The sequence below is a fragment of the Mesorhizobium sp. B2-3-5 genome (assembly GCF_006442395.1).
Taxonomy (GTDB): Bacteria; Pseudomonadota; Alphaproteobacteria; order Rhizobiales; family Rhizobiaceae; genus Mesorhizobium.
In genome coordinates this window covers 148,433-172,018 of the sequence record NZ_VFVX01000005.1, presented here as the reverse complement: position 1 = coordinate 172,018, position 23,586 = coordinate 148,433, and the positions used below count along the sequence as shown (strand labels likewise).

The 23,586-nt window shown below is 63.6% G+C and carries 21 protein-coding genes; 10 read left to right on the top strand and 11 right to left on the bottom strand.

Annotated elements, in window-relative coordinates; all coding sequences use genetic code 11:
• Positions 1 to 6: 6 nt before the first annotated feature.
• Positions 7 to 909: a LysR family transcriptional regulator gene (locus tag FJ958_RS08640; protein WP_140741545.1), complete on the bottom strand. Its 903-nt coding sequence runs from the start codon at positions 907 to 909 to the stop codon at positions 7 to 9.
• A gap of 121 nt (positions 910 to 1,030) precedes the next feature.
• On the opposite strand from FJ958_RS08640, the gene FJ958_RS08635 reads away from it, so the two are divergent.
• Positions 1,031 to 1,945: an alpha/beta hydrolase gene (locus FJ958_RS08635; protein WP_140741543.1), complete on the top strand. Its 915-nt coding sequence runs from the start codon at positions 1,031 to 1,033 to the stop codon at positions 1,943 to 1,945.
• Positions 1,946 to 2,032: 87 nt separating this feature from the next.
• Here FJ958_RS08635 and FJ958_RS08630 read toward each other — a convergent pair whose 3' ends face one another.
• Positions 2,033 to 2,620, bottom strand: a complete 588-nt coding sequence (locus tag FJ958_RS08630; RefSeq protein ID WP_140741541.1) for a dihydrofolate reductase family protein — start codon at positions 2,618 to 2,620, stop codon at positions 2,033 to 2,035.
• A 110-nt stretch (positions 2,621 to 2,730) separates the two neighbouring features.
• Here FJ958_RS08630 and FJ958_RS08625 point away from each other — a divergent pair, with 110 nt between their 5' ends.
• The 3 genes from FJ958_RS08625 to dinB all read left to right on the top strand — a co-directional run bounded on the left by FJ958_RS08625 (position 2,731) and on the right by dinB (position 6,038).
• Positions 2,731 to 3,147, top strand: a complete 417-nt coding sequence (locus tag FJ958_RS08625) for a helix-turn-helix domain-containing protein (protein ID WP_140741539.1) — start codon at positions 2,731 to 2,733, stop codon at positions 3,145 to 3,147.
• Positions 3,148 to 3,261: 114 nt separating this feature from the next.
• On the top strand, positions 3,262 to 4,479 hold the full coding sequence (locus FJ958_RS08620) for a pilus assembly protein TadG-related protein (RefSeq protein ID WP_348642198.1): 1,218 nt from the start codon (positions 3,262 to 3,264) through the stop codon (positions 4,477 to 4,479).
• 311 nt (positions 4,480 to 4,790) lie between these two features.
• Positions 4,791 to 6,038: a DNA polymerase IV gene (dinB, locus tag FJ958_RS08615; protein ID WP_140741535.1), complete on the top strand. Its 1,248-nt coding sequence runs from the start codon at positions 4,791 to 4,793 to the stop codon at positions 6,036 to 6,038.
• Positions 6,039 to 6,056: 18 nt separating this feature from the next.
• On the opposite strand, the gene FJ958_RS08610 is transcribed toward dinB, so the two are convergent.
• From FJ958_RS08610 to FJ958_RS08580, 7 genes are all read right to left on the bottom strand, one after another.
• Positions 6,057 to 7,658, bottom strand: a complete 1,602-nt coding sequence (locus FJ958_RS08610; protein ID WP_140741533.1) for an FGGY-family carbohydrate kinase — start codon at positions 7,656 to 7,658, stop codon at positions 6,057 to 6,059.
• An 83-nt stretch (positions 7,659 to 7,741) separates the two neighbouring features.
• The gene (locus tag FJ958_RS08605) at positions 7,742 to 8,470 is read right to left on the bottom strand and encodes an SDR family oxidoreductase (protein ID WP_140741531.1); all 729 of its coding nucleotides are present in this window, start codon (positions 8,468 to 8,470) and stop codon (positions 7,742 to 7,744) included.
• 23 nt (positions 8,471 to 8,493) lie between these two features.
• Complete coding sequence (locus FJ958_RS08600; protein WP_140741529.1) at positions 8,494 to 9,747, bottom strand: sugar ABC transporter permease; 1,254 nt, start codon at positions 9,745 to 9,747, stop codon at positions 8,494 to 8,496.
• Complete coding sequence (locus FJ958_RS08595) at positions 9,744 to 10,559, bottom strand: ATP-binding cassette domain-containing protein (RefSeq protein WP_140741527.1); 816 nt, start codon at positions 10,557 to 10,559, stop codon at positions 9,744 to 9,746. The genes FJ958_RS08600 and FJ958_RS08595 overlap by 4 nt, the downstream gene beginning before the upstream one ends.
• 80 nt (positions 10,560 to 10,639) lie before the next feature.
• Positions 10,640 to 11,707 carry a sugar ABC transporter substrate-binding protein gene (locus FJ958_RS08590; RefSeq protein ID WP_140741525.1) on the bottom strand — a complete coding sequence of 356 codons (1,068 nt, stop codon included), beginning with the start codon at positions 11,705 to 11,707 and terminating at the stop codon, positions 10,640 to 10,642.
• Between the two features lie 242 nt (positions 11,708 to 11,949).
• On the bottom strand, positions 11,950 to 12,834 hold the full coding sequence (locus tag FJ958_RS08585) for an AraC family transcriptional regulator (RefSeq protein WP_140741523.1): 885 nt from the start codon (positions 12,832 to 12,834) through the stop codon (positions 11,950 to 11,952).
• Positions 12,835 to 13,249: 415 nt separating this feature from the next.
• Positions 13,250 to 13,783, bottom strand: coding sequence for a sterol desaturase family protein (locus tag FJ958_RS08580; protein ID WP_140741522.1), 534 nt, complete (start codon positions 13,781 to 13,783; stop codon positions 13,250 to 13,252).
• A 191-nt stretch (positions 13,784 to 13,974) separates the two neighbouring features.
• Here FJ958_RS08580 and FJ958_RS08575 point away from each other — a divergent pair, with 191 nt between their 5' ends.
• Positions 13,975 to 14,445, top strand: a complete 471-nt coding sequence (locus tag FJ958_RS08575; protein ID WP_140741520.1) for an NUDIX domain-containing protein — start codon at positions 13,975 to 13,977, stop codon at positions 14,443 to 14,445.
• Between the two features lie 23 nt (positions 14,446 to 14,468).
• On the opposite strand, the gene FJ958_RS08570 is transcribed toward FJ958_RS08575, so the two are convergent.
• Entirely contained in the window at positions 14,469 to 14,837 is a 369-nt protein-coding gene (locus FJ958_RS08570) for a substrate-binding domain-containing protein (RefSeq protein ID WP_140741518.1), read from the bottom strand.
• A gap of 66 nt (positions 14,838 to 14,903) precedes the next feature.
• Between FJ958_RS08570 and FJ958_RS08565 the strand changes: the two genes are divergently transcribed.
• Both FJ958_RS08565 and FJ958_RS08560 read left to right on the top strand, forming a co-directional pair.
• Entirely contained in the window at positions 14,904 to 15,752 is an 849-nt protein-coding gene (locus FJ958_RS08565; protein WP_246676937.1) for a class I SAM-dependent methyltransferase, read from the top strand.
• Between the two features lie 232 nt (positions 15,753 to 15,984).
• The gene (locus FJ958_RS08560) at positions 15,985 to 18,567 is read left to right on the top strand and encodes an EAL domain-containing protein (RefSeq protein ID WP_140741789.1); all 2,583 of its coding nucleotides are present in this window, start codon (positions 15,985 to 15,987) and stop codon (positions 18,565 to 18,567) included.
• A 151-nt stretch (positions 18,568 to 18,718) separates the two neighbouring features.
• Here FJ958_RS08560 and FJ958_RS08555 read toward each other — a convergent pair whose 3' ends face one another.
• The gene (locus FJ958_RS08555; RefSeq protein ID WP_140741514.1) at positions 18,719 to 19,903 is read right to left on the bottom strand and encodes a Gfo/Idh/MocA family oxidoreductase; all 1,185 of its coding nucleotides are present in this window, start codon (positions 19,901 to 19,903) and stop codon (positions 18,719 to 18,721) included.
• A gap of 125 nt (positions 19,904 to 20,028) precedes the next feature.
• On the opposite strand from FJ958_RS08555, the gene FJ958_RS08550 reads away from it, so the two are divergent.
• The 3 genes from FJ958_RS08550 (at position 20,029) to FJ958_RS08535 (ending at position 23,566) form a co-directional block, all read left to right on the top strand.
• Positions 20,029 to 20,922: a MurR/RpiR family transcriptional regulator gene (locus FJ958_RS08550; protein WP_140741512.1), complete on the top strand. Its 894-nt coding sequence runs from the start codon at positions 20,029 to 20,031 to the stop codon at positions 20,920 to 20,922.
• A 329-nt stretch (positions 20,923 to 21,251) separates the two neighbouring features.
• The gene (locus tag FJ958_RS08540; RefSeq protein ID WP_140741510.1) at positions 21,252 to 22,034 is read left to right on the top strand and encodes an SDR family oxidoreductase; all 783 of its coding nucleotides are present in this window, start codon (positions 21,252 to 21,254) and stop codon (positions 22,032 to 22,034) included.
• Between the two features lie 29 nt (positions 22,035 to 22,063).
• Positions 22,064 to 23,566 (top strand): mannitol dehydrogenase family protein, encoded by a 1,503-nt coding sequence (locus tag FJ958_RS08535; protein WP_140741787.1) that lies wholly within the window; start codon positions 22,064 to 22,066, stop codon positions 23,564 to 23,566.
• The last annotated feature ends 20 nt before the right edge of the window (positions 23,567 to 23,586 follow it).

The window sequence follows — 23,586 nt, the reverse complement described above, 5'->3', positions numbered from 1 at the left end:
GCTGGCTCACGCCTCCCAATAGGGCGGATCGCCAAAGATATCGCGCAGCCATGCGGTGAGCGCGCGCAGTTTGGCGGACCCGCGCCGGTCCTCGGGACAGGCGATGTAGATGGTGGCTCCTTCCGGCTCGGCACCGACATCGACGACAGCCAGTCGGTTGTCGGCAAGCTCCGCCTGGATGAAGTATGCGGGAAGCAGCGCCAGGCCGAGGCCGGCAAGCGCGGCATCGCGCATCAAAATCCCATTATTGACGCGCAGCGCGGTTTCCGGGCGGATCGTCACCAGCCGCCGCGAAATTTTGAACCGCCAGTCGGCGGCACCCCTGATGGAATAGATGATGCCCTTGTGCCGTTTCAGGTCCTCGATCGTCCCGGGCCGTCCGAACCGCTCGAGATAGTCCGGCGAAGCCACCAGGAAGCGGCGGCTGGAAGCCAGTTTCTTGACGATGACAGGTCCGTCCTCGACGACCGGCCCGTGACGCAAAATGGCGTCATAGCCATCGGCCACTATGCTGACGAAGCGGTCATCGAGATCGAGCGTCAGTTCGATCCCCGGATGCTTCGCCAGGAAGCCATACAGCGCCGGGCCGAGATGCAGGATGCCGAAACTGGTTGGAGCCGCTATTCTGAGCGGCCCGGCAAGTTCGCCGCGGCGCTCCGCGATTTCAGCGCTGGCATCGGCCACCTCCTGCATGATGCGCTTGGCGCGTTCGTAGAAACTTCGCCCTGTCTCGGTGATGGATAGCTTGCGCGTCGTGCGGTCCAGCAGCTTCGTGCCGAGGCTGCGCTCAAGCTCCGACAACCGCTCGCTGACAACTGATTTCGACAGCGCCATGCGCCGGGCCGCTTCGGTGATCGAACCGGATTCCGCGACGGCGACAAAGGCGGCGGCGGATTCGAGCTTCAGCATTGTTCGGCTTTCCCGAATTCACAATCAGGCGACCGTCGCCTAACGAAATCAAGGACATGGTGTCATAGTTGGCGAGGCCGCGATATGGCGGCCCCAAACAAAATCTCGGCGGGAGTATGGTATGTTTCGTCCTTTGGTCATCGTCCTTGGTCTGTTGGCAATGAGCGTTCCAGCTTCAGCCCGCGTGGTCCCTTTTCCGGCCGGTTTCAAGACGCAGACGATCGAGACCAACGGCACCAGCCTGCATGTGCGGGTTGGCGGAAAAGGCCCGGCGGTCGTGCTGCTGCACGGCTTTGCCGATACGGGAGACATGTGGGGAGCGGCAGCGATAAAGTTGATGAAAGACCACACAGTGATCGTGCCCGACCTGCGCGGCATGGGCCTTTCGGCGCATCCCGACGGCGGCTATACCAAGAAAAACCAGGCGGTCGACATCGCCGGCGTGATGGATGCGCTGAAGATCGACAAGGCCGATCTGGTGACGCACGACATCGGCAACATGGTCGGCTATGCGCTGGCCGCGCAATATCCGAAGCGCATCACCAAATGGGTCGTCATCGACGCACCACTGCCGGGCATTGGCGACTGGGACAAGATCAAGCAAAGCCCGCTTTTGTGGCATTTCAATTTCCGCGGCCCCGACATGGAACGGCTGGTCAAGGGCCGCGAGCGCATCTATCTCGACCGCTTCTACAACGAACTGTCGGCCGACCCGAAAAAGATCGACGAGGCGACGCGCGTCCACTACGCGAAACTCTATGCCCGGCCGCACGCCATGCATGACGCGTTCGAACAGTTCAAGGCATTCGACCAGGACGCCATCGACAACCAGGCGATGCTGGCCGGCGGCGGCAAGCTGGCCATGCCGGTGCTGGCGGCCGGCGCCGAGAAATCGGCCGGCACGGCACAGGCCGACATTCTGCGCTTCGTCGCCAGCGATGTGACTGGAGCCACCGTACCTGCCTCCGGCCATTGGATCATGGAGGAAAACCCCGACGCCACCGTCAAGCTGATCACCGATTTCCTCGCCAGGTAACAACCTCGCGGAGCGGCCATTCCGGGCTTTGCCGAGACCGGTCTTATAACACAAAGCCGAACGGGGTTGACCGGCCGCTGCCCCCGGTCACCCCGCCGGCGCGTAGCGGCTGACCACCATGCCGCAGGCATAGGCCTTCGAGGCGAGCAGCCGCAGCTTCCCGAAGCCGCCCTGGTCGAAGATGCGGCGGCCCGCGCCCAGCACGGCCGGGTTGACGAACAGCTGGAACTCGTCGACCAGCCCGGCCGCGATCAGCGAGGAAGCAAAGCCGGCGCCGCCGAAGACGGCGATGTCGCCGCCCTCGCCGGCCTTCAGCGCCTCGACTTCACGCGGCAGGTCGCCACTCACCACCGTCGTGCGTTCCCATCGCGACGACTTGAGCCTGTCGCTCGGCACCACCTTGTGCGCCTCGACGATGCGTCGGGCGAAGGCGTAGAACGGATCGGCCGGATATTTCCGCGCCGCATGGCCCCAATGGGTGAGATAGCCCTCCTCGGCCATCTTTCGGCTGAGCAGGATGGTGTCGATGCCGGCGAACACGGCGTTGAAGTCCCGCTTCAGCTCGGCGTCCCAGCCATTGTCGTCGCCCCATTCCCAGAGCTGCCAGGCATGGTCCTCATTGGCGCCGACGAAACCGTCGACCGATATCTGCATCTGAAGGATCAGCTTTTTCATGTCTGGAGGGTCCTCCTCGTCTCAATCGTCAAATGGTTTACTTATGGAACCATTGACATGAAGTCAAAATGATGTCAATAGTAAAGTGATTTAAAAATGGAACCATAGACATGTCGACGCGCCAAAGATCCGGCTGCCCGATCAACCTGTCGCTCGAACTGCTCGGCGACCGCTGGACGCTGCTCATCATCCGCGACCTGGTCTTCGCCGGGAAAAAGCATTTTCGCGAGTTCCTGCAATCCGATGAAGGGATTTCCTCGCGTACGCTGGCAGAGCGGCTGCAGACGCTGCAGGACGAAGGCATCCTCACCCGCAGCGACGACCCGACCCACGGGCTGAAGGCGATCTACCGGCTGACCGAGGCCGGTATCGACCTGTTGCCGGTGCTGGCCACGCTCGGCGCCTGGGGCAGCAAGCACCGCAAGGCCGACGATCATCTCGCCCGCATCGCCGACGAACTGGCCGCCGGCGGCGATGCGGCGCTGGAACGGATCAAGGCAGCGCTGCGGGCGGAGCATGCTGGATAGGGGCGCGTGGCGGGCCTTCCGTCCAGGTGATCGGTTTAATTTTAACATTTCGTAAAACAATACGTAGAAACCCCTGCTGTAGTACCTGGTACTAATCTGACGAGGGGCGCTGTCGTGTTGAAAGACTTCTGGGCTTCGGAGCGCGGCAATTTCGCGCTGACCACGGTGATCGCGATGCTGCCGCTGATGCTTGGCGTGGCCGGCGCGATCGATCTGGTGGGCACGAGCGACGACGCCGACCACTTGCAGAACTCGCTGGACGCGGCGGGGCTCGCCATCGGGACAAAGTATTATGCCGGCATGGCGGCTGGCGACATACAGCAACTCGGCCAGAACTTCTTCACGGCCAATATGCGCGCCGCCGACCAGCAGGAATATTCGGGAAGCGTCGCTGCCCTCACGGCAGCAGCCAGCGGTAACCCCAGCGCCTACTACATTTCGCTTTCATCCAGCATCAGCCGCCCGAGCTTCATCAGCGCCCTGCCTAACTGGCAAGCCTCGCGCTCCACCCTGGTCAAGATCGTGCCCGGTGCGCAGGCCTGCGTACTTGCGCTCGATCCTCACGCATCCGCCGCGGTCAACCTGCAAGGCTCGACCGACGTCGCGATGAACCACTGCGTGATCGCCGCCAACTCGGACGCGGCCGATTCCGTCAACAGAGGCGGATCTGCGCTGGTGAGCGCCAGCTGCGTTTCGACCGTTGGCGGCACTTCCGGCCTCTTGCCGCCCAACGCCAGCTTGAGTTGCGGCAATCCGCTCGAACGTCAGTATGCGTCGTTTGACCCGCTGGCTAACGTCACCCCTCCCCCCTACACGCTTTGCCAGACGGCACCCAACGGCAAATCCATCACCCTTTCGCCCGGCACCTATTGCGACAAGACATGGTCGGGAAACATCACGCTCAACCCCGGCGTCTACATACTGCGTGGGGTCACCATAAAGCCCGGCGGAAATGGCAGCCTCGCCGGCCAGGGCGTGACGATATTCCTGATGGAAGGCGCGCAGATCTACATCAACGCAAACGAACAGGTGACCCTCTCGCCTCCCACCAGCGGCACCTATGCCGGCATCACCATATTCCAGGATCGCGGCAATACATCGCCGCTGACACTGAACGGCGGGGCCGGCTCGGTGATCAGCGGCTTCATCTACGCGCCGGACGCGCCGATATTCTACGCGGGCAACTCGGATATGAATTCCCAGGGCGATTGCATCCGGCTCGTCGGCGATACCGTGCAGATGACAGGAAATTCGGCCGTGCAGTCGGATTGCGCGGCGGCGCTCGGAAATCGCGAAATGTATGCGGGCCGCCTAATCACGCTCGTCAAGTGAGCCGAGAGAGCTTGCCGCCGGCGGCAAGCCGTCTCTGGAAACGATCAAGACGGCGTTGCGGGCTGGGCATATTGGTTAGGCGGCGGCTCTCTTCCAGGTTCAGGCTAAGCAGCTTTCCTTTCGAAGTCAGAGCCGCCCCTCGCCTGCCTGCCGGCATCCTCTCCGGTAGAGTGACGGGGAGAGGGCCACGCTCATCGCCGATGTCGCCAATCCGCGGGATGCTTTCAACAAACCCGTTCCTTGCTTGACAATGATCCCTTTTTGTTCTTCATTCGTTCGCATCTATCAGCAACTGCGGATGAGCGGTCGGGATGGAAACGACAGCCACCATCCTGCATGCCGATCTCGATGCCTTCTATGCCTCGGTCGAGCAGCTGCTAGACCCGTCGCTGCGCGGCAAGCCGATCGCGGTCGGCGGCGGCGTGGTGCTGGCCGCCTCCTATGAGGCGCGCGCCTTCGGCGTGCGTGGCGGCATGCCGGGGCGCAAGGCGCGCGAGCTTTGCCCGCAGCTGATCTTCGTCGGCGGCAATTTCAGCCACTATCAGCGGCTGGGCGACGCGGCGATCAAGGTGCTCGACGATTTCACGCCAGTGGTGGAACGCGTCTCCATCGACGAAGCCTTCGCCGATGTCGCCGGTTGCACGCATCTGTTCGGGCAGCCGCGAGAGATCGCCGAAACCATCCGCCGCCGCGTGCGGGCCGAACTCGGCCTGCCGATCTCGATCGGCGTGGCCCGCACCAAGCATCTGGCCAAGATCGCCTCGCAGGTCGCCAAGCCCGACGGGCTGGTGGTGGTCGATCCCGGCACCGAGCTTGCCTTCCTGCACGATTTGCCGGTCTCGCTGATGTGGGGCGTCGGCCCGGCGACCAGGGCGCGGCTGGCCGAAATCGGCGTCGAGACCATCGGCCAGCTGGCCAGGACGCATAGCGGCGCGCTGATGCGGCTGCTCGGCCCCGCCGCCGGCGAAAAGCTCGCCGCCCTGTCTTGGAACCGCGACCCGAGGAAGCTGGAGACGAAGCGCCGCGCGCATTCGGCCGGCGCGCAATCGGCGCTTGGCCAGAAGCCGGCCGTGGCGCGGGTGATCGTGCCCACGCTGCTGCATCTGGCCGACCGCGTCGCCAGCCGGTTGCGCGCCAAGGCGCGGCCCGGCCGCACGGTGACGGTGCGCGTGCGCTTTGCCGACCTCCGCGCCGTGACGCGCTCGATCACCCTCGACCAGCCGATCTCGGCGACCACCATGCTGGCCGAAATCGCCGGCGATCTGGTGCGCGGCGTGCTGGCCGATCACCCCCGCGAGAAGACGATCTCGCTGCTGGCAATCTCGGTCTCGCATCTGGAGGAAAGTGCCGAGCTGCAGCTCGACCTGCCGCTCGGGCTTGCCGACGAAAAGCGCCGGCCCGGCACCGAAAAAGGCCTGGCGCGCTTCGGCGCCGACCGCGCCATCGACAAGATCCGCGAGCGCTTCGGCAAACAGGCGGTCGGCTACGGCACGGTGGCGTTGGAAGCGGCGCGCTCGGTGCCCGACGAATTCAGGGAACTGGCGGAAAAGGAACTGTGAACGGATTGCGCACCCGTCTCAGCCTCTGATCGCCCTGCCCGTCTGCTGCAGCAGCTCAAACGCCGCGAACCGCTTGGCGTGCCAGCCGGCCAGCGGCGCGTTGGGATGATAGACTTCGCCGAGTTCCGACATGACGGCCATGGCCGTCACCAGATCCTCATAGGCTCCGGCAGCGACGGCTCCGAGCATCGCCGAGCCCAGCAGCACCGGCTCCGGCGAGGTCGGAGCCACCACGACCAGGCCGGTTGTGTCGGCCAGCAGTTGGCGGACCAATGGGCTTTGGCCCGCGCCGCCGCTGACGACGATCGTATCGACGGCAATGCCCTTTTCGCGCTCGGCGCACACGATCTGGCGCGCGCCATAGCCAAGACCGCAGATCCCGGCGACATAGAGCGCGACCAGGCTGTCGAGGCTGGTGTCGAGATCGAGCCCGGCGATCAGCGCATGTGCGTCCGGATCGGCGAAAGGCGCGCGATTGCCAAGAAATTCCGGCACGACATGGATGCCGCCGGCCAGCGCCGGCACAGCCGCCGCCCCGCCCCGGCTTTCGGCCTGCAGCGACAGCCAGACGCTGAGAGTGAGCCCTGCGGCTCGTGCTTTCTCCGTCGCTTCGCCGGCTGCCGGATGCAAACGCACCAGGTGGTCGATGGCCGCGCCTGCCGCCGATTGCCCGCCCTCGTTCAGCCACAGGCCCGGCACCATGGCCGAGAAATACGGACCCCAGACGCCGTCGACAAAAGCTGGCTCGGCCGTCGTCGACATGGTGCAGGCCGAGGTGCCGAAGACATAGGCCATGCGCGACAGAACACTGCCGGCCGCGCCGCGCGCGCCGACCGTGCCGATACCACCGGCATGCGCGTCGATCAGGCCCGCCGCTACCGCTGTTCCCTCGGCCAGGCCCAGCTCTGCGGCCGCTTGCGCCGTCAGCCCGCTGCCGAGTGCCGCACCGGCTGGCACGATCTCGGTGCCGATGCGCGTGAAGGCCTCGTCGGCGAGTGCCCCAAGGCCTATCTCGCGGAAATATCCCTCGTCCCACCGGTTTTCATGCGCGAGGTAGGTCCATTTGCAGGTCACCGTGCAGACCGAGCGGGCAAGGCTGCCGCTGGCACGCCAAGTCAGGAAGTCGGCGAGATCCAGAAACTGCCAGGCCGCGTCGAAGGTAGCAGGCATGTTTTCGGTCAGCCACAGAAGTTTCGGCGTCTCCATCTCCGGCGAGATGACGCCGCCGACATAGTTCAGCACCGCCTTGCCACTGCGGTTGATGCGGCGCGCCTGTTCCGCCGCACGGTGATCCATCCACACGATGATGTTGCGCTCCGGATCGCCAGATGGGCCAACCGGCAGCGGCGCACCGCCTTCGCCCAGCACCACGAGCGAACAGGTGGCGTCGAAGCCGATCCCGGCGATCGTCTCCGGCGCGGCGCCGGATTGGGCGACGGCCTCGCGCACCGCGGCACACACCGCACGCCAGATGTCGCGGCTCGACTGCTCGACGATGTCACCGGGCTCGCGCCACACCTCGATGTCCCGCTTGGCCGAGGCCAGCAGGGTGCCGGACAGATCGAACACCCCGGCGCGTGCGCTACCGGTGCCGACGTCGATGCCTATGTAATGGGGCAAGGAAAACCTCTGATTTCAGGGAGCAGCAGGTCGTAAGCAGTGAGTGGACGGTGGTGACGTGGTGCGTGGCTATTGACTACTCCTCAGAGATCATTGCTTTGCGGCAGGATCACGAGATCCCTGATGGTGACGTTCCTTGGCCGGGTCAGCATGAACATCACTGCTTCGGCCACTTCGCGCGGCTGCATCAGGCCACCGGCGGCAAGCTCTTCCTCGAGCTTTGCCTTCGGCCAATCGTCGACCAACGCCGTCACCACCGGGCCGGGCGCCACCGCACCAACGCGCAAGCCGTGCCTGGCGACTTGCCGGCGCACCGTGTGGACAAAGGCCTGCACGGCATGCTTGGACGCGGTGTAGATCGGCTCCCAGACCACCGGAACCAGTCCGGCGATCGAACTGGTGACGATGATGTCGCCGGTCTTGCGCTCGACCATGTACGGCAGGACGGCCTGGATCGAGCGGAAGCAGGCGTTGATATTGAGGTTCAGCACGCGGTCCCAGAGGTCGGGATCGCCGTTCGCCACCTCGCCGCCGACATAGGCGCCGGCATTGGCGTGGAAGATGTCGAGCTGGCCGGCCTTTTCCAGGATCAGCGGCATCATCGTTGCAACGCTTGCCGGCTGCATCAGCTCGATCAACAGCGGGATCGCCTTCGGACCGAGTTCGGCACAGAGTGTGTTCAGCGTCGCCTCGGCGCGGTCGACCAGCACCACGGTGGCGCCTGCCGCCAGCATATGCCTGGCGCATTCCAGACCGATGCCTGAAGCCGCACCGGTGACGGCGGCAACTTTTCCGGACAGTTCTTCACTCATGTCTTCACTTCCTGTTGATGGGTTCAGGCTCGGCCATGAGAGACACGCGAGCGGCGTGCCAGCGAGTCGACGATGACTGCGATGGCAAGCACGGCGCCGGTGATCATGTACCTAAGCGACGAGGACAGATCGAGCAGCGTCAGCCCGCTGGCGATCGACTGGATGACGATGATGCCGAGCAGCGCCGAATAGGCACTGCCGCGACCGCCGAAGAGGCTGGTGCCGCCGATGACGGCGGCCGCGATGGCGTTGAGGTTGACGTCGCCGGTGCCGGCCTGCTGGCTGGCCGACGCAAGGCGGGCCGCCGACAGCACGCCGCCGAATGCGGCCAGCATCGAGCACAGCACGAAGGCGCTGGAATAGATCAGCCCCACGTTGATGCCGGCACGCCGCGCCGCCTCGCGGTTGCCGCCGACCGCCGACATCGAGCGGCCCCATTTGGTCCGCGTCAGCGCGTAGTGCATGGCGATGGCCAGGCCGACGAAAAGGCCGAACATCCAGGGAATGCCGCGTGCCCGGTTGAGATAGAAGACGATGACTTCCAGCACGAGCGTTATCGCCACGGCGCGCGTGATCAGGCCACCGCTCGAGGGCGCCGACAAATTGGCGGCACGGCGGCGCGCCACGGTGCGCAGGCCGGTAACCAGCATGACGATGCCTGGCACGGCCGCCAGCCCGAAGGAAACCCATTTCGGCATCACCAGCAGCTGGCCGAAATTCACCAGGTTCGAGCCGTAAGGCAAGTTTATCGAGCCGGTCGATCCCAGGATGTAAAGCTGCAGGCCGAGTACCGCGAGCAGGCCGGCCAGCGTCGAGACGAAGCTCGGCATGCCCAGCCGGTTGAACAAAAGCGCATAGAGCGCGCCGATGGAGCCGCCGACGGCGACGGCGGCAAGAATGGCGAGCGCCACCGGCCAGCCCTGGTTGACCCAGAGCGAGCCGACCAGTGCTGAGGCAAAGCCGCTGATCGAGCCGACCGACAGGTCGATCTCGCCGACCATGAGCACACAGACGATGCCGAGCGCGATGACGCCGACGGTGGAGCAGTCAAACAGTAGGTTGACCAGGTTGCTGCTCGACAGGAAGATCGGGTTGATGCTGGCGAACACAGTCCAGATGATAACCAGCCCGACGACAACCGGCAGCGAACCAAGATCGCCGGAGCGCACGCGATCGGAAAAGGCGCGGATAGTGCCACCGATCCCGGCCTCGTGTCTGACACGCACATCGGCACGGTCGAGCGGCGCTGGAGCAGGCTTCTGGGCTTCAAGGCTCATGAGTGTGGCTCCTGCGTGTGATCTGGCCTCGCCTGCCGGCGCTCCGCACGCCGCGAAACCGAATTGTTCGACGCGCCGGTGATGGCGCTGACCAGTTCCTGGTTCGAGGCGTCGGGCGTGAAGATGCCGTTATTGCGGCCAAGCCGGAGCACGACGATACGGTCGGCCACCGCGCGCACGTCTTCCATGTTATGGCTGATGATGACGACGCCGAGGCCGCGATCGCGCACGCGCTCGATCAGGTTGAGCACCTCGGCCGTCTGCGCCACACCGAGTGCGGCCGTCGGCTCGTCGAGCAGGATGAGTTTCGGCTCAAGCAGCAGCGAGCGTGCGATCGCCACTGTCTGGCGCTGGCCGCCCGACAGCGACGCCACCACCTCGCGCACGCTTGGGATGCGCGCCGACAGTTCGTTGAGCAGCGTCCAGGCGCGTACTTCCATTGCCACTTCGTCGAGCCGCAGCGGGTTGAGCTCGCGGCCAAGAAAGATGTTGGCGACGATGTCGAGGTTCTCGCACAACGCCAAGTCCTGGAACACGGTGGCGATGCCGAGCGTGAGTGCTGCACTCGGGTCGGCAAGCACCACCTGCTTGCCTTGAAAAAAGATCGCGCCCGAACTTGGCTGATGCACACCGGCAAGGATTTTGACCAGCGTCGACTTGCCGGCGCCATTGTCGCCGACCAGCGCCACCACTTCGCCGGCATGCACGTCGAGGTCAATGTCGGTGAGCGCCGAGACGGCGCCGAAATTCTTCGAGACGCCACGCAGGCTGAGCACCAGCTCGCCTGTCGGAACCGCCGGGGTATCGATCATGCCTGGAACACCTCTTCAAACCAGTTCGGAATATGCGCTGTCCGGCCACGACCGGACAGCGCAACGGGCAAAGGTCGCGGTCAGTTGATGCCCAGCTTCTTGCAGCCTTCCGCGTAACGGTCGACGCACAGTTCAGCCGCGGTGTTGATCTTCTTGTCGATGATCTCGGCCTTCAGGTTTTCCTGCGTCACGACAGCAGGGGTGAACAGCTGCGAGGGCGTATCATACAGCGTCATCTCGGCTTTCGGCGTCTCGCCCGAGAGCAGCTTTACAGCGACGTTCGCCGCCGCCGCCGCCACGATCTCGCTCGGCTTGGAGATGGTGTTGTACTGATCGCCGGCAATGATCAGCTGCAGCGCCGCGATCGTGGCGTCATTGCCGGTCACCGGCGGAACTGGGTCGACACCGGCGGCCTTGAAGGCAGCGATGGCGCCGCCGCCGGTGCCGTCGTTGGCGGCAACCACGCCGAGGATCTTCGGACCGAAGCGGGTGATCTGGCCGCCTGCCCATTGCTGCGCCTTCGGCGGCGCCCATTCCGGCGTGTCGAATTCGGCCAGGATCTGGTAGCCGCTGTTGTCCAGGCCCTCATGGATACCCTTCTTGATCAGGCCTGCAGCCGCGTCGGTGGGCGAACCGTTGATCTGCAGCACACCGCCGGTGGCCGGATCGACCTTGAGCGCCTTCAGATGGGCGACCAGCGAATCCGCGATGGCCTTGCCGATGCCTTCATTGTTGAACGAGACATAGAAGTCGGCCGGAGCGGTCGGGATCGGCCGGTCATAGGCGATGACCTTGATGCCCTGGCTTTGCGCCAGCTTGACCAGCGAGGCAGCGGCGGTCGAGTCGACGGGGTCGAGCACGATCGCCTTGGCGCCCTGCGAGATCACCGAGTTGAACTGCTGCTGCTGGCGCGAGGCGTCGGCATCGGCGTTCTGGTAGATCACCTTGCAACCCGGGCACAGCTTCTTCATCTCGGCGGCGAAGCCGGGATAATCGTGCTGCTCGTAGCGGGTCGAGGCCTGGTCGGGCATCAGGAAGGCAACCGTGGCATCGGTGACCTCGGCGGCACGGACGCTGGCAGCGGTGCCGGCCAGCAGCGACAGCGCGAGCGCCGCCATGCCGGTCGACTTTAATGAAATTCTGGTCATTCGGTCTTCTCCGTTTCTGGATATGGTTGTAAGAAGGTCGTTGACTGCTTTTGTGTGGAGACACGACCTCTCCTGGCCCCAACTGCTATTGGGACCAGGGCCGGGAGGCGGCCATTCCAGGCTGCGCCGACATCCTCCTGGCGCGGAGGATTTCCCGGACAAGCGTTCTCCATCGCGGACCGCTTCCTTGCGGTCCACGTCCTCATGTCGAAAACTTCTATCTCCTCCCTTGGCTCCTCCCGTTAAGCGGCTTTTCCCGCGTTGATATTGTCGGCCAGCAGGCGTCTGAAACGCGAGGGCGGCATGCCCTTCTCCGCCAGGAATTGCCGGTTGAAATTGGACAGGTTGTTGAAGCCCACCTCGTAGCAGATGTCGGTGATCGAAGCCTGCTCGTCGCTCATGAGTATCTGGCAGGCAAGATTGATGCGCAGCCGCTTGACATACTGCACCAGCGACATGCCGGTGTGGCGGCGAAACGAACGCGAAAACGCGCCGGTCGATTGCCCGGCGATGGCCGCAAGGTCGGCCTCATCGAACAGTTGCGTCAGATTTTCCCTGATATAGGCGAGTGCTTTGTTCATGCCGGCTGTCATGTAGCCGGAGGGGTCGGGCCGGTAGCTGGCGCTGGCCAGCAGCCGGATCTCCTGGGCGCGGCTGAGCAGGCCCGCGATCATCATGAACAGCTCGATGCGGCGCACGCCCTGCGCCTGCATCATCTCTTCCATCAGCGGCGCCAGCTCCTTGTTGGTGCGGGCGGAAAACAGCACGCCGCGCCGCGATGCCTCGAGCAGCGGGCCCAGCCCCGCGAGCTCCGGCAGAACATGCATGGCGTCGCCGATAAAACTCTCCGAGAACTGGATGATGCGACCGCGCAGTGGAATGGAACTGTCGCGCGGAATGTCGCTGACCCAATTGTGCGGCAGGTTGGGTCCGGTCAGCACCAGATTGCCCGGCTCGAACTCGCCGATGAAGTCTCCCACGAAATACCGGCCGCTGGTGAAGATCACCTGATGAAGCTCGTATTCGGGATGGAAATGCCAGCGCACCGTGTGGAAGGGATAGCCGTGCGACCACGCTTTGAAAGACTCACCGCGTCTGATCTGGACAACTTCCAGGTCCGGTTCCATGTCCGTTTCCTCCCGGGCCGGCACGGATCATTGCCGCATTCGGCCCCAATTCCCTAAACCGGCCGAATTGGTTTCGGCTCTGCATTTCGAAACCACGGTACCGGCTCGTTTGAGCAGGCGCCACCACGATTCAGGGCAGCGGATGATACTTTTTTGACCGGGAGGAGATGTGGGGAAGCGATATTCGGACAGCCTTGCTGATTGCCGCGCAATGGTTCGCGCCGGCACCGAGGGCGACCACCGCCCACCCTCGTCCTGGCGCGCGTTGCCGCGGTCGATCTATAGGCCCAGATCACCAAGCCGCCATGCAAGTTCCGCGATCGTAGGCATGTGCGCCATCACCCGAGGCCCTGCTTCAGCAGCTGTTCGAAGTTCGCGCCGCCATGGCTGGCCAGAGCCGAATTCCAAACAGTGTTCAGAGCCGCGCCGTGCCGAAAATCCGGTCCCAGAATATCGACGTCACGCCGAAATTGGCGGTATCGTCGACATGGTGGTGCACCGCGTGGCGGCGCTTGAGCGTGTAAAGGTAGCTCGGATGGCTGGGGTGCCAGTGATGGATCATGTGGTGGACGCTGATGTACCAGAGATAGCCCAGCATCAGGCCGCAGCTCACCGCGCTCGCGGCCACGAAGCCGGAAACCAACCAGACAGGCAGGAACGCGACCAGCGCATGGACGCCGAGGCTGAGCCAGGTCGGCGTACCCACCGAGCTGCGCTCCTCGACATGATGGCGGTCGTGCAGATCCCTGATCCAGGGAATGTGGTGAAGGACGAAGCGGTGCAGGACGTATTCGATCAGCGTCCACAGGCCGAGGCAGACCAGCACCGTGCCGATCCAGTCCGGCGCGCTCTCTTCTCCGGCCTCGATCAGCCCTGCCACCCCCAATATCGCGATCACCAGGGGATAGACCACGAAGTCGCTGTAATAGCCGATCAGACTCAGTTGCATTTGGACGCCCCGCTGACTTTCGACGCCGCCCCAGAAAACGATGCCATCAGATTGCCGAACTCGCCTATGAGGTGCAATGCATGCATCTGAAATAGCGTCGCAATTCCCTGGTGCAAGGATCGGCACCCATCATCCCGGACGAATCAGATGGCGGCCGAAGTCGCACCGGCGCCACAAACGGACATGCAAAAATGGCAAAACGCAGTGCGGGATTGCTGATCTATCATCGAAGCCATGGCGATATCAGGGTGCTTCTGGTTCATCCCGGCGGACCGTTCTGGGCGAAGAAGGACGATGGCGCCTGGTCGATCCCGAAGGGCCTCATCGGCGAAGACGAGGATGAGCTCGCGGCAGCGCAACGCGAAACTGAGGAAGAGCTCGGCCTGAGAGTGGAAGGTCCATTCGAGCGTCTCGGCGACTACAGGCAGCCAGGTGGCAAGATCGTTGTGGCCTGGTCCGCCGAGACCAGAACCGGGATCGACGTTGCCACGATCAAGAGCAACATCTTCACGATGGAATGGCCGCCGCGGTCCGGGTCGATGAAAGAATTTCCTGAGGTCGACAGAGCAGGCTGGTTCAGCCTGCCCGAGGCCGAGGTCAAGATCCTTGCCGGGCAGCGGCCGATGCTGACGGATTTGTTAGCGCAGCTGGATGCCGCGTGATCGCCGGCCAGGTCCCTGGCTCGTCACATCGTTTCGCGCAGGATCACCGTCGGTTCCATCAGCACCATCCGGCGCGGCTGCTTGGGATCATTCAGAAAATCGATCAGCGCGCCGATTGCCAGGAAGCCGGCCTCGGAAATGCGCCGTTCGATGGTCGACAGCGGCCGCACCAGCAGCGGCGCGATGTAGATGTTGTCGAAGCCCATCACCGCGCAGTCGTCGGGAACGCTCAAGCCCCGCTCCCGTAGCGCGACGGTGGCCCCCATCGCCAGCATGTCGCTCATGCAGCGCATGGCGGAGAAGCTGGTGCGGTCGAGCAGCGTGATCGTCTCGATTTCGGGGAATGGGCGCCGCCACGGCGACTTCCGGGATTGACGCGCGTGTCTGCTCACTGCAATGTCTATTAACCAGCTGTTAACCTTGCGACGGCTGAGATCGGGGGCACTTTGGAACCGTTTTTGGACGCGAACCTCCTGAATTGGGACGATCGGGCCGAACTGCACGCGACCGACAGAACGGGCAGCTACCGCATTGAGAATGTGCTGGCTGGTGGATCCAATCTCTATGAGCTGGAAACGCGCGAGGTCGGAGACATTTTCGGCAAGGACATCGTCCATCTGCAATGTCACATCGGGCTCGACACGATCAGCCTGAGGAATCTCGGCGCGGGCAGCGTGACCGGCCTGGACTTTTCACCGAGGGCGATCGCCGCGGCGAGGGATTTCGCCTCCAAGGCAGGCAGTGACGTTCGCTTCGTGGAGGCGCCGCTATACGAGGCGGTCGAAGCGCTCGACCAGACCTATGACGTAGTCTACGTCACCTGGGGGTCGGTGAACTGGCTTGACGATGTCTTTCGTTGGGCGCGGGTGGTCGCCGATCTTATGCGGCCTGGCGGCCGGCTGTACATGGCCGAGGGCCATCCCTTGATGTTCCAGTGCAACCGCAAGGCTGCCGCCCTCGAATTGAAGGACGACTGGCGAACGCCGGTGGCGCGACCGCTCGCCTGGAACGAGAATCAGACCTATACCGGCGACGAACGAACATTGAAGCACCCTCGATACTATGAGTGGATCCATCCGATCAGCGACGTGGTGAACGCGCTGATCGCAGCGGGGCTGACGCTCGATTTTCTCAACGAGCATGACACGGTTTCCTGGAAGCATTTTTCATTCGCGGTGAGGGCCGGCAGGGATATGTACCGCCTGCCCGAAAAAGCTCCAAAGATTCCAATGGCTTATTCAATTGGAGCAACCAAGCGCGGCGTCGGGACGTATCGGATCGTCCAGAAAAAAGTCGATAGCCACTAACGTTATGTGGCGAGTGCTGGTGCGATTGCCCGCGCCAGCACCCGAAGGCGCAAAAAAAATTTTAAAGACTGTGAAGGCCAAAATTAAGTTATTGCGAACTAATATTCCCTTGATAAGGCTCACCCAGAGAGCCTGACAAGCACAAGGGAACCTCGCCCTATTGGCTCGTTTCGCCAAAATCCTCGGCCGCGCAAGGGTGGCCGTCTTCTCACCGGCAAGGATCCCGGTGGGGATCGCGATTGTGGTTATTGCCGTTTGCGCGGCGTTCGCGGACCATCAGAACAAGATCGTTTCGGACCAGGCCGCCCGCGCGGATGTGCTGGCCAAGGTCAACGTCATTCGCGCCAAGCTCGAAGGAAACATCAACGGCAATCTTCAGCTGGTTCGAGGTCTGGTCGCCGCGGTCACGACCGAACCATACATGGGAGAGCAACGCTTCACGGAACTTGCCAGCCGCCTGTTCAGCGAAGAGTCCCAACTTCGCAATATTGCCGGCGCGCCCGACCTGGTCATTTCCTTGATGTACCCGATGGCCGGCAACGAGAAGGCCATCGGTCTCGATTACCGCAAGAACGACCAGCAGCGCGCGGCTGCCCTGCGAGCGCGCGACGAGCGCAAGCTCGTTCTCGCTGGCCCGGTCGATCTGGCGCAGGGAGGACAGGCCTTCATCGGTCGATTCCCGGTATTCGTAAAAAGCGCGGGCAACACCGACCGGTTCTGGGGCATTGTTTCCGCGGTCGTCGACATGCAGCGCCTTTACCAGGCGACGGGTCTCCTCGACAAGAATCTCGGGATTGACGTGGCGCTCATCGGCAGTGATGCCCTTGGCGCGAAGGGAGTCCAGTTCTTCGGTGACCAGCGAGTCGTCAAGAACAATCCGGTGACGGCCGACGTTCTGCTCCCGTCGGGCTCCTGGCAGATCGCCGCCATTCCCAAGAACGGTTGGCCCGCCACTCCCGCCAACGCATGGCTGCTGAGGGCGATCATGGCGGCAGCGGCCGCACTGATCTTGATCCCCTTCCTGGCGGCAGGCCGCCTGATCGACGAGAGGCAGCAAAACTACTGGGAGTTGCATCGGCTGTCGCGACGGCTGGAGCTTGCTCTGGAGGCGTCGGCCATCGGAGTGTGGGAGCACGACCTCGAAACCAACCATCTGACGTGGGACGATCGCGTCAACGAGATCTACGGCAGAGAGTCCGATGGCGAGCCGCGCGGATATCCGGACTGGGCCGGGGCCATTCATCCTGCCGATCTGCCTGGCGCGCTTGCGGATTTCGACAAGGCAGTGGCCGGGCGAAACACATATTCGTCGGAATACCGGATTGTTCGGCCGAACGGTGAAATTCGTCACGTCCGGTCCACGGCTATCTTCTACCAGATCGCAAACAATTCGCCTCGAATGGTCGGCGCGGAGTGGGACGTGACTGCAGACGTCCTGCTGAACACCGATCTGGTTCGCGCAAAACAGCTGACCGAGTCGAAAAATACGGAACTCGAATCTGCCAAGGCGCGCATAGAACACATCGCCCTGCACGATTCGCTGACGGATTTGCCCAATCGGCGTTATCTGGACCAGGTGCTGGAAGATTATGCGGCAAAGGCCAGACTCAACGGCGGCTGCGCGGCGCTGCTTCACATCGATCTGGATCGCTTCAAGCACATCAATGATACGCTTGGTCATGCGGCCGGCGACGCAATGCTGGTGCACGCGTCATCCATCCTCAAGTCCAATGTCGGCGACCGCGGTTTTGTCGCTCGGATTGGAGGAGACGAATTCATCGTGCTCTGTACGGTGTACGGCAATGTCAGCCAGGCCGCGGCGCTCGCTGACAACATCATTGAGCAGATGCGCAGACCTGTTTATTACCATGGCCATCAATGTCGGTTTGGCGTCAGCGTCGGAATTGCGATCGACAATGATAGAGACACCGATGCCAGGCAGTCGCTGGTGAATGCCGATATTGCCCTCTACCGGGCAAAGAGGCGGGGCCGCAACCGCTATGAATTCTTCAGTGGAGAACTGCAAAGCGAGATCGTCAACACGAAAAGAGTTGCCGACGAGATTCTAGCCGGTCTCGAGCGAGACGAATTCATCGTATTCTACCAGCCTCAATTTGATGCAAAGACGCTGGAAATCGTCGGCGTTGAAGCGCTGGCGCGGTGGAGGCATCCAGAGAAGGGGATTCTGACGCCTGACGCTTTCCTGAAGACCGCCGAAGAACTGAACGTCGTGTCGGTGATAGACCGGAAAGTCCTCCAGCAATCGCTTTTGGATTTCGAAGCGTGGTCCGCCGACAAGATCGGTATTCCGCGCGTGTCGGTCAACGTTTCGGCACGGCGCCTTCAAGACGAGGAACTCCTGAAGAGCTTGCGTGACCTCAACATCAGAAAGGGAACTTTTTCCTTTGAACTCGTCGAGTCGATCTTCCTCGACAACAACGACGATCTGGTCACATGGAACGTCGAGCAGATCAAGCAACTCGGCATCGACATCGAAATCGACGATTTCGGCACCGGTTATGCCTCTATTGTCAGCCTGCTCAAATTGCAGCCTCGCCGCCTCAAGATAGATCGTCAGTTGGTGGATCCTATCGTGAACTCACCCCAGCAACGGCAGGTCGTCTCGTCGATCATCGAAATCGGCAAATCCCTGGGTATCGAGATCATAGCCGAAGGCGTCGAGACGATGAAGCACGCACGTGTGCTCAAAGGGCTTGGCTGCGACATATTGCAAGGCTACGCATTCGGGCACGCAATGGATTCCGACCGGCTGAGAAGCTTCGCTCGATCTCGACGGTTGCCCGTGGCAAGCTAGAGCAATTCCAGGAAAAGTGCGTGGCGGTTTTCCGTCCTGAATTGCGTAATAACAAAGACTTAGAGCGGGGCAACGATCCCGCCAAACGCTGAACCGCTCTAACCTTATTCGAAATCCCGCATGCGTTCTATCGCGGAAAGCTTCGTGCGCCTCAGCCAAACCGCGCAGCCGTCCACGCCCCGCCCGCCGCGTTCGACTCCACCGCCGCGGCGACGAACTTCACGCCGCGCGCGCCATCGACGACATCGGGAACCTGCGCCGCGCGCGCCGGATCGACCACGCCGCCCGACCGATGCGCGCGGATGATGTCGGCGGCGTCGCGGTAGAAATTGGCGAAGGCCTCGATATAGCCCTCGGGGTGCGCCGCCGGCATGCGCGAGACGCGCCGGCTTTCCTCGGTCGAGCCATGGCCGCCGCGCACCAGTGTGCGGGTTTCCTCGCCATATCGGGAGAAGCGCAATTCCTCCGGCCGGCCACCCGACCATTCGAGGCCGGCCTTGTCGCCATAGATGCGTACGGAGAGGTCGTTGTAGTGGCCGGGCGAGGTCTGGCTGGCCAGGATCGTGCCGCGCGCCCCGTCCGTCCAGCGCACCAGCACATGCGCGTTGTCGTCGAGTCGCCGTCCAGGCACGGCGGTGAACAGGTCAGCCGACACAGTCTCGGCCTCGCGGCCCGAAATGTAGCTCGCCAGGTTGAAGGCATGAACGCCGATATCGGCCAGCACCGCCGACTGCCCTGCCCTTGCCGGATCGGTGCGCCATTCCGCCTGCTTCTGGCCCTCGGCGTCGATCGGCCTGGTCAGCCAGTCCTGGATATAGGCGCCCTGCACGGACACGATGCGGCCGAGCTCGCCCGCCATCACCATTTCGCGCGCCTGGCGCACCATGGCGTAGCCGGTGTTGTTGAGGGTGACGACGAAGCGGCGCTTTCGCGCCCGCGTCAGCGCCACCAGCGCCTCGGCGTCGCCAAGCGTGGTCGACAGCGGCTTGTCGCAGATGATGTCTATGCCGGCCTCGAGGAAGGCTGTCGCGATCGGCGCGTGCAGATGATTGGGCGTGACGATGACGACCGCCTCGATGCCGTCCGGCCGCACGGCCTCGGCCTTCGCCATGGCGTGGTAATCGGCATAGCTGCGCTCCGGCGCGATGCCGATCTCGGCGGCCGAGGCGGCGGCATTCTCCGGATCGGACGACAGCGCGCCGGCGACCAGTGTGATCTGGTCGTCGAGCCGCATGGCGAGGCGATGCACGGCGCCGATGAAAGCATTGCGGCCGCCGCCGACCATGCCCACCCTCAGGCGCTTGCGCGTTGATCCGTCCGATGTTGCGTAGACCATCTTTGAAAACTCCTCCCGGCCGACCATCCCGCCGACGCGGGAGACCCTAAAACGCGGCTACCACTTTCGAACAGGATTTCCAATTTCCATATTGTAAAACGATCGTATCGCGCTAGCCTAAAATCATGAGCGGGGCGCGCAAATCATCCGGTCGATCCAGTGCCGACGAGGCCGCGACGCGCAAGCGCGGGCGCTCGCTGGCGGCATTGGGCTATATCCAGCCGCAAACCTATGAGGAACTGCGCGCGGTGCTGTCATCGGGCACCGTGCATTTCCCAAAGCGGCTGCGCCAGGTGGCGATCTTCCTGTGGCAGCATCCGAGCGACGTCGCGCTCGGCACCATCGCGCAGGTGGCGGCGCAGGCCGGCGTGCAGCCCTCCACACTGGTGCGCTTCGCGCAGATCTTCGGCTATGCCGGATTTTCCGATTTCCAGGGCCTGTTCAAGGAGCACGTCAAGGGCTCGTGGCCGGAAGGGCGAGGCGAACAGCGCAGCGAGGCCGAGCCCATTGCGCAGCTGCATTTCCTGCACGGCATGGTCGGCGCCTCGCAGGCTTCGCTTGGCCGCATCGAAAGCGGCTTCGACGTCGAGAATTTCGAGAAGATGGTGGCGCTTCTGGCCGCCGCCGACCTGATCTATGTCATCGGTTCCAAGCGCGCCTTCCCGGTCACCGCTTATCTGTCGCTGACGCTCTCGCAGCAAGGCGTGCGCAACGTGCTGGTCGACAATGTCGGCTCGACCGCGCTCGACCAGGTCGGCTGCATCGGCGGCCGCGACGCCGTGCTGGCGGTTTCCTTCAGTCCCTACAATTCGATCACGCCCGACCTCGTCGCCGTGGCGCATGAGCGCAAGGCCCGCATCGTCACCATCACCGACAGCACCTTCAGCCCGCTCACCCGGCTGTCGGACAGCTGGCTGGAGGTGGTGGAATCCGACTTCGCCGGCTTCCGCTCGCTGGCCGCCTCGCTGGCGGTCGGCATGGCGCTGGTCCATGGCGTGGTGGCGCGGCGCGGCAAGTAAGCTGGTTCTGGATTGTAGCCCTTGTGGCGGAGGTCGCCAATTGCCGAAGTCGGCGCCGCCCCTCATCGCCCTGCCGGGCACTTCTCCCCGTATAGTGACGGGGAGAAGGGGCTGGACGCAGCGCCGGCGCCTTCTTGCGACGCTGGGGATTGGCGAACCGGCGGTGAGAGCGCCCCTCTCCCCGCTCTGCGGGGAGAGGATGCCGGCAGGCAGGTGAGGGGCAGCGCCAGCCAACAGCGATTGTCCTATGAACCCACGCTGGCCCGATTGACTATCGGGAACCATCGTTCCATATTTCAAAAAATAGAAACTTTGTTCCGGGAGGAGGAATGGAGATCCGGCTCGACGGCAAGGTGATTTTGGTCACCGGGTCGACGCAAGGTATCGGCCGTGCCATCGCCGAAACGCTGGCGCGTTCCGGCGCGGCGGGCCTTCTGGTCACCGGCCGCGCGAAGACGCGCGGCGAAGCCGTGGCGGCGGAGCTGTCGCAATTGGGCACGCCGGCGATCTTCGTCGCCGCCGACCTCGCGGATCCGCAAGCCCCTGCACTCCTGGCTCAATCCTGCGTCGAGCGCTTCGGCCGCATCGACGGTCTCGTCAACGCCGCCGGCCTCACCGACCGAGCCTCCTTCCTCGATGCCAGCCTCGACGACTGGGCCTCGCTGTTCGCCGTCAACGCCCGCGCGCCCTTCTTCCTGATGCAGGCTGTCATCGCCGACATGAAGAAGCGCGGCCAGGGCGGCGCTATTCTCAACATCCTGTCGATCAACGCGCATTGCGGCGCGCCGGAGCTCGCCGTCTATTCCGCCACCAAGGGCGCGCTCTCCACGCTGACCAAGAACGCCGCCAACGCCCACCGCTTCGACCGCATCCGCGTCAACGGCATCAATGTCGGCTGGACCGACACGCCGGCCGAGCGCGTCATGCAATCTGAAACGCTCGGCCACGGTCCGGGCTGGCTCGACGCCGCCAACGCCGCGCAACCTTTCGGCCGGCTGCTGGCGCCACACGATATCGCGAATCTTGCCGTGTTCCTGCTCTCCGACGCCGCCGGCCCGATGACCGGCGCCGTGATCGATCAGGAGCAGTCGGTGATCGGGGCGAACCGGTGAACACTTCGCCGGAAACGCTCCGGCCCGAGATGCTGGAGAGGCTTCCCGCCACCGTGCAAAAGCCGGCCTACGACCGGGCCGCGCTTCAACCCGGTATGGCGCATCTGGGCGTCGGTGCATTCCACCGCTGCCACCAGGCCGAATACACCGATGATCTTTTGTCGCGCCAGTTCGACCGCTGGGGGATTGTCGGCATCAACATCCGCCCGCCTCATCTCGCCGAGACGCTGGGCCGCCAGAGCGGGCTCTACACCAGGCTGATCCGCGAGAACGATCACGTCGAGGCGCGCGTCATCGGCAGCATCGTGAAGGTGGTGGACAGCCAGGACAGCGCCGGACCAGCGCTAGACGTGCTCGCCTCACCCGACATCGAACTGGTGACGATGACGGTGACCGAGAAAGGCTATTGCCATATCCCGTCGAGCGGCGAGCTTGATCTCGGTCACCCCGACATCGTCCATGACCTTGCCAACCCGGAGACACCGCGCAGCGTGCCCGGCATCCTCACGCGGGCGCTGGAGTTGCGCCAAGCCACGCATGGCCAGCCGCTGACGCTGCTCTCCTGCGACAACATCCCGACCAACGGCCTTATCCTGGAGACCGTGGTGCGGACCTTTGCCGAACGGCGCGGCAACGGCCTGGCCGACTGGAACGCAGCCAACGCCGCCTTCCCCTCCGCCATGGTCGACCGCATCGCGCCGGCGGTGACGCAGGACGATCTCGACAGCGTCGAGCAATGGTTCGGCTATCACGACGGCGCCGTCGCCGTCGGCGAGCCGTTCCGGCAGTGGGTGATCGAGAAAAAGTTCGCTGGTCGCATGCCGCGCTGGGATCTGGTCGGCGCGACCTTCGTCGACGATGTCACGCCGTTCGAGCATCTCAAGATGCGGGTGCTGAACGGTGCGCAGACGACGCTCGCCACGCTCGGCGTGCTGGCCGGGCTCGAACACACGTCAGACGCCATCGCCGACCCGCTGCTGTCGGTCTTCGTGCGCCGCATGCTGGTCGAGGAGACAGTGCCGACGCTGATGCCGGTCCCCGGCATGGAGCCGTTGGCCTATGTCGAGCAGAGCCTCGGCCGGTTGAAGAACACCGCGATCCGGCACCGCAACCACCAGATCGCCACCGATGGTTCGCAAAAGATCGTCCAGCGCCTGCTCAACCCGATCCGCGACCGGCTGGACCAAGGCGCCAGCATTGGCCTGCTATCGGTGCCGGTCGCCGGCTGGATGGCCTATCTGATCCAGGCCTCGGAACGCTTCGGAAAAAGCTGGCCGGTATCGGATCCCTATGCGGGCAAGGTCGCCGCGATTGCCGACGCCACCGGCCGCGATACGCCGGCGCTGGCTGCCGCCATCCTGGCCATCGACACGATTTTCGACCCCGGCCTTGCCGCGAACCAGACATTCCGCGAGGCCGTCACCGTGGCGCTTGGCGAGCTGCTTTCGGACAATCCGATGGCGGCTGTCCGGCACAGTCTTGAACAAGATGAGGTCGCGAGGTTGAAGCGATCCAAACAATCGGCATTATAGGCATCGGTCGTGAAGCCACG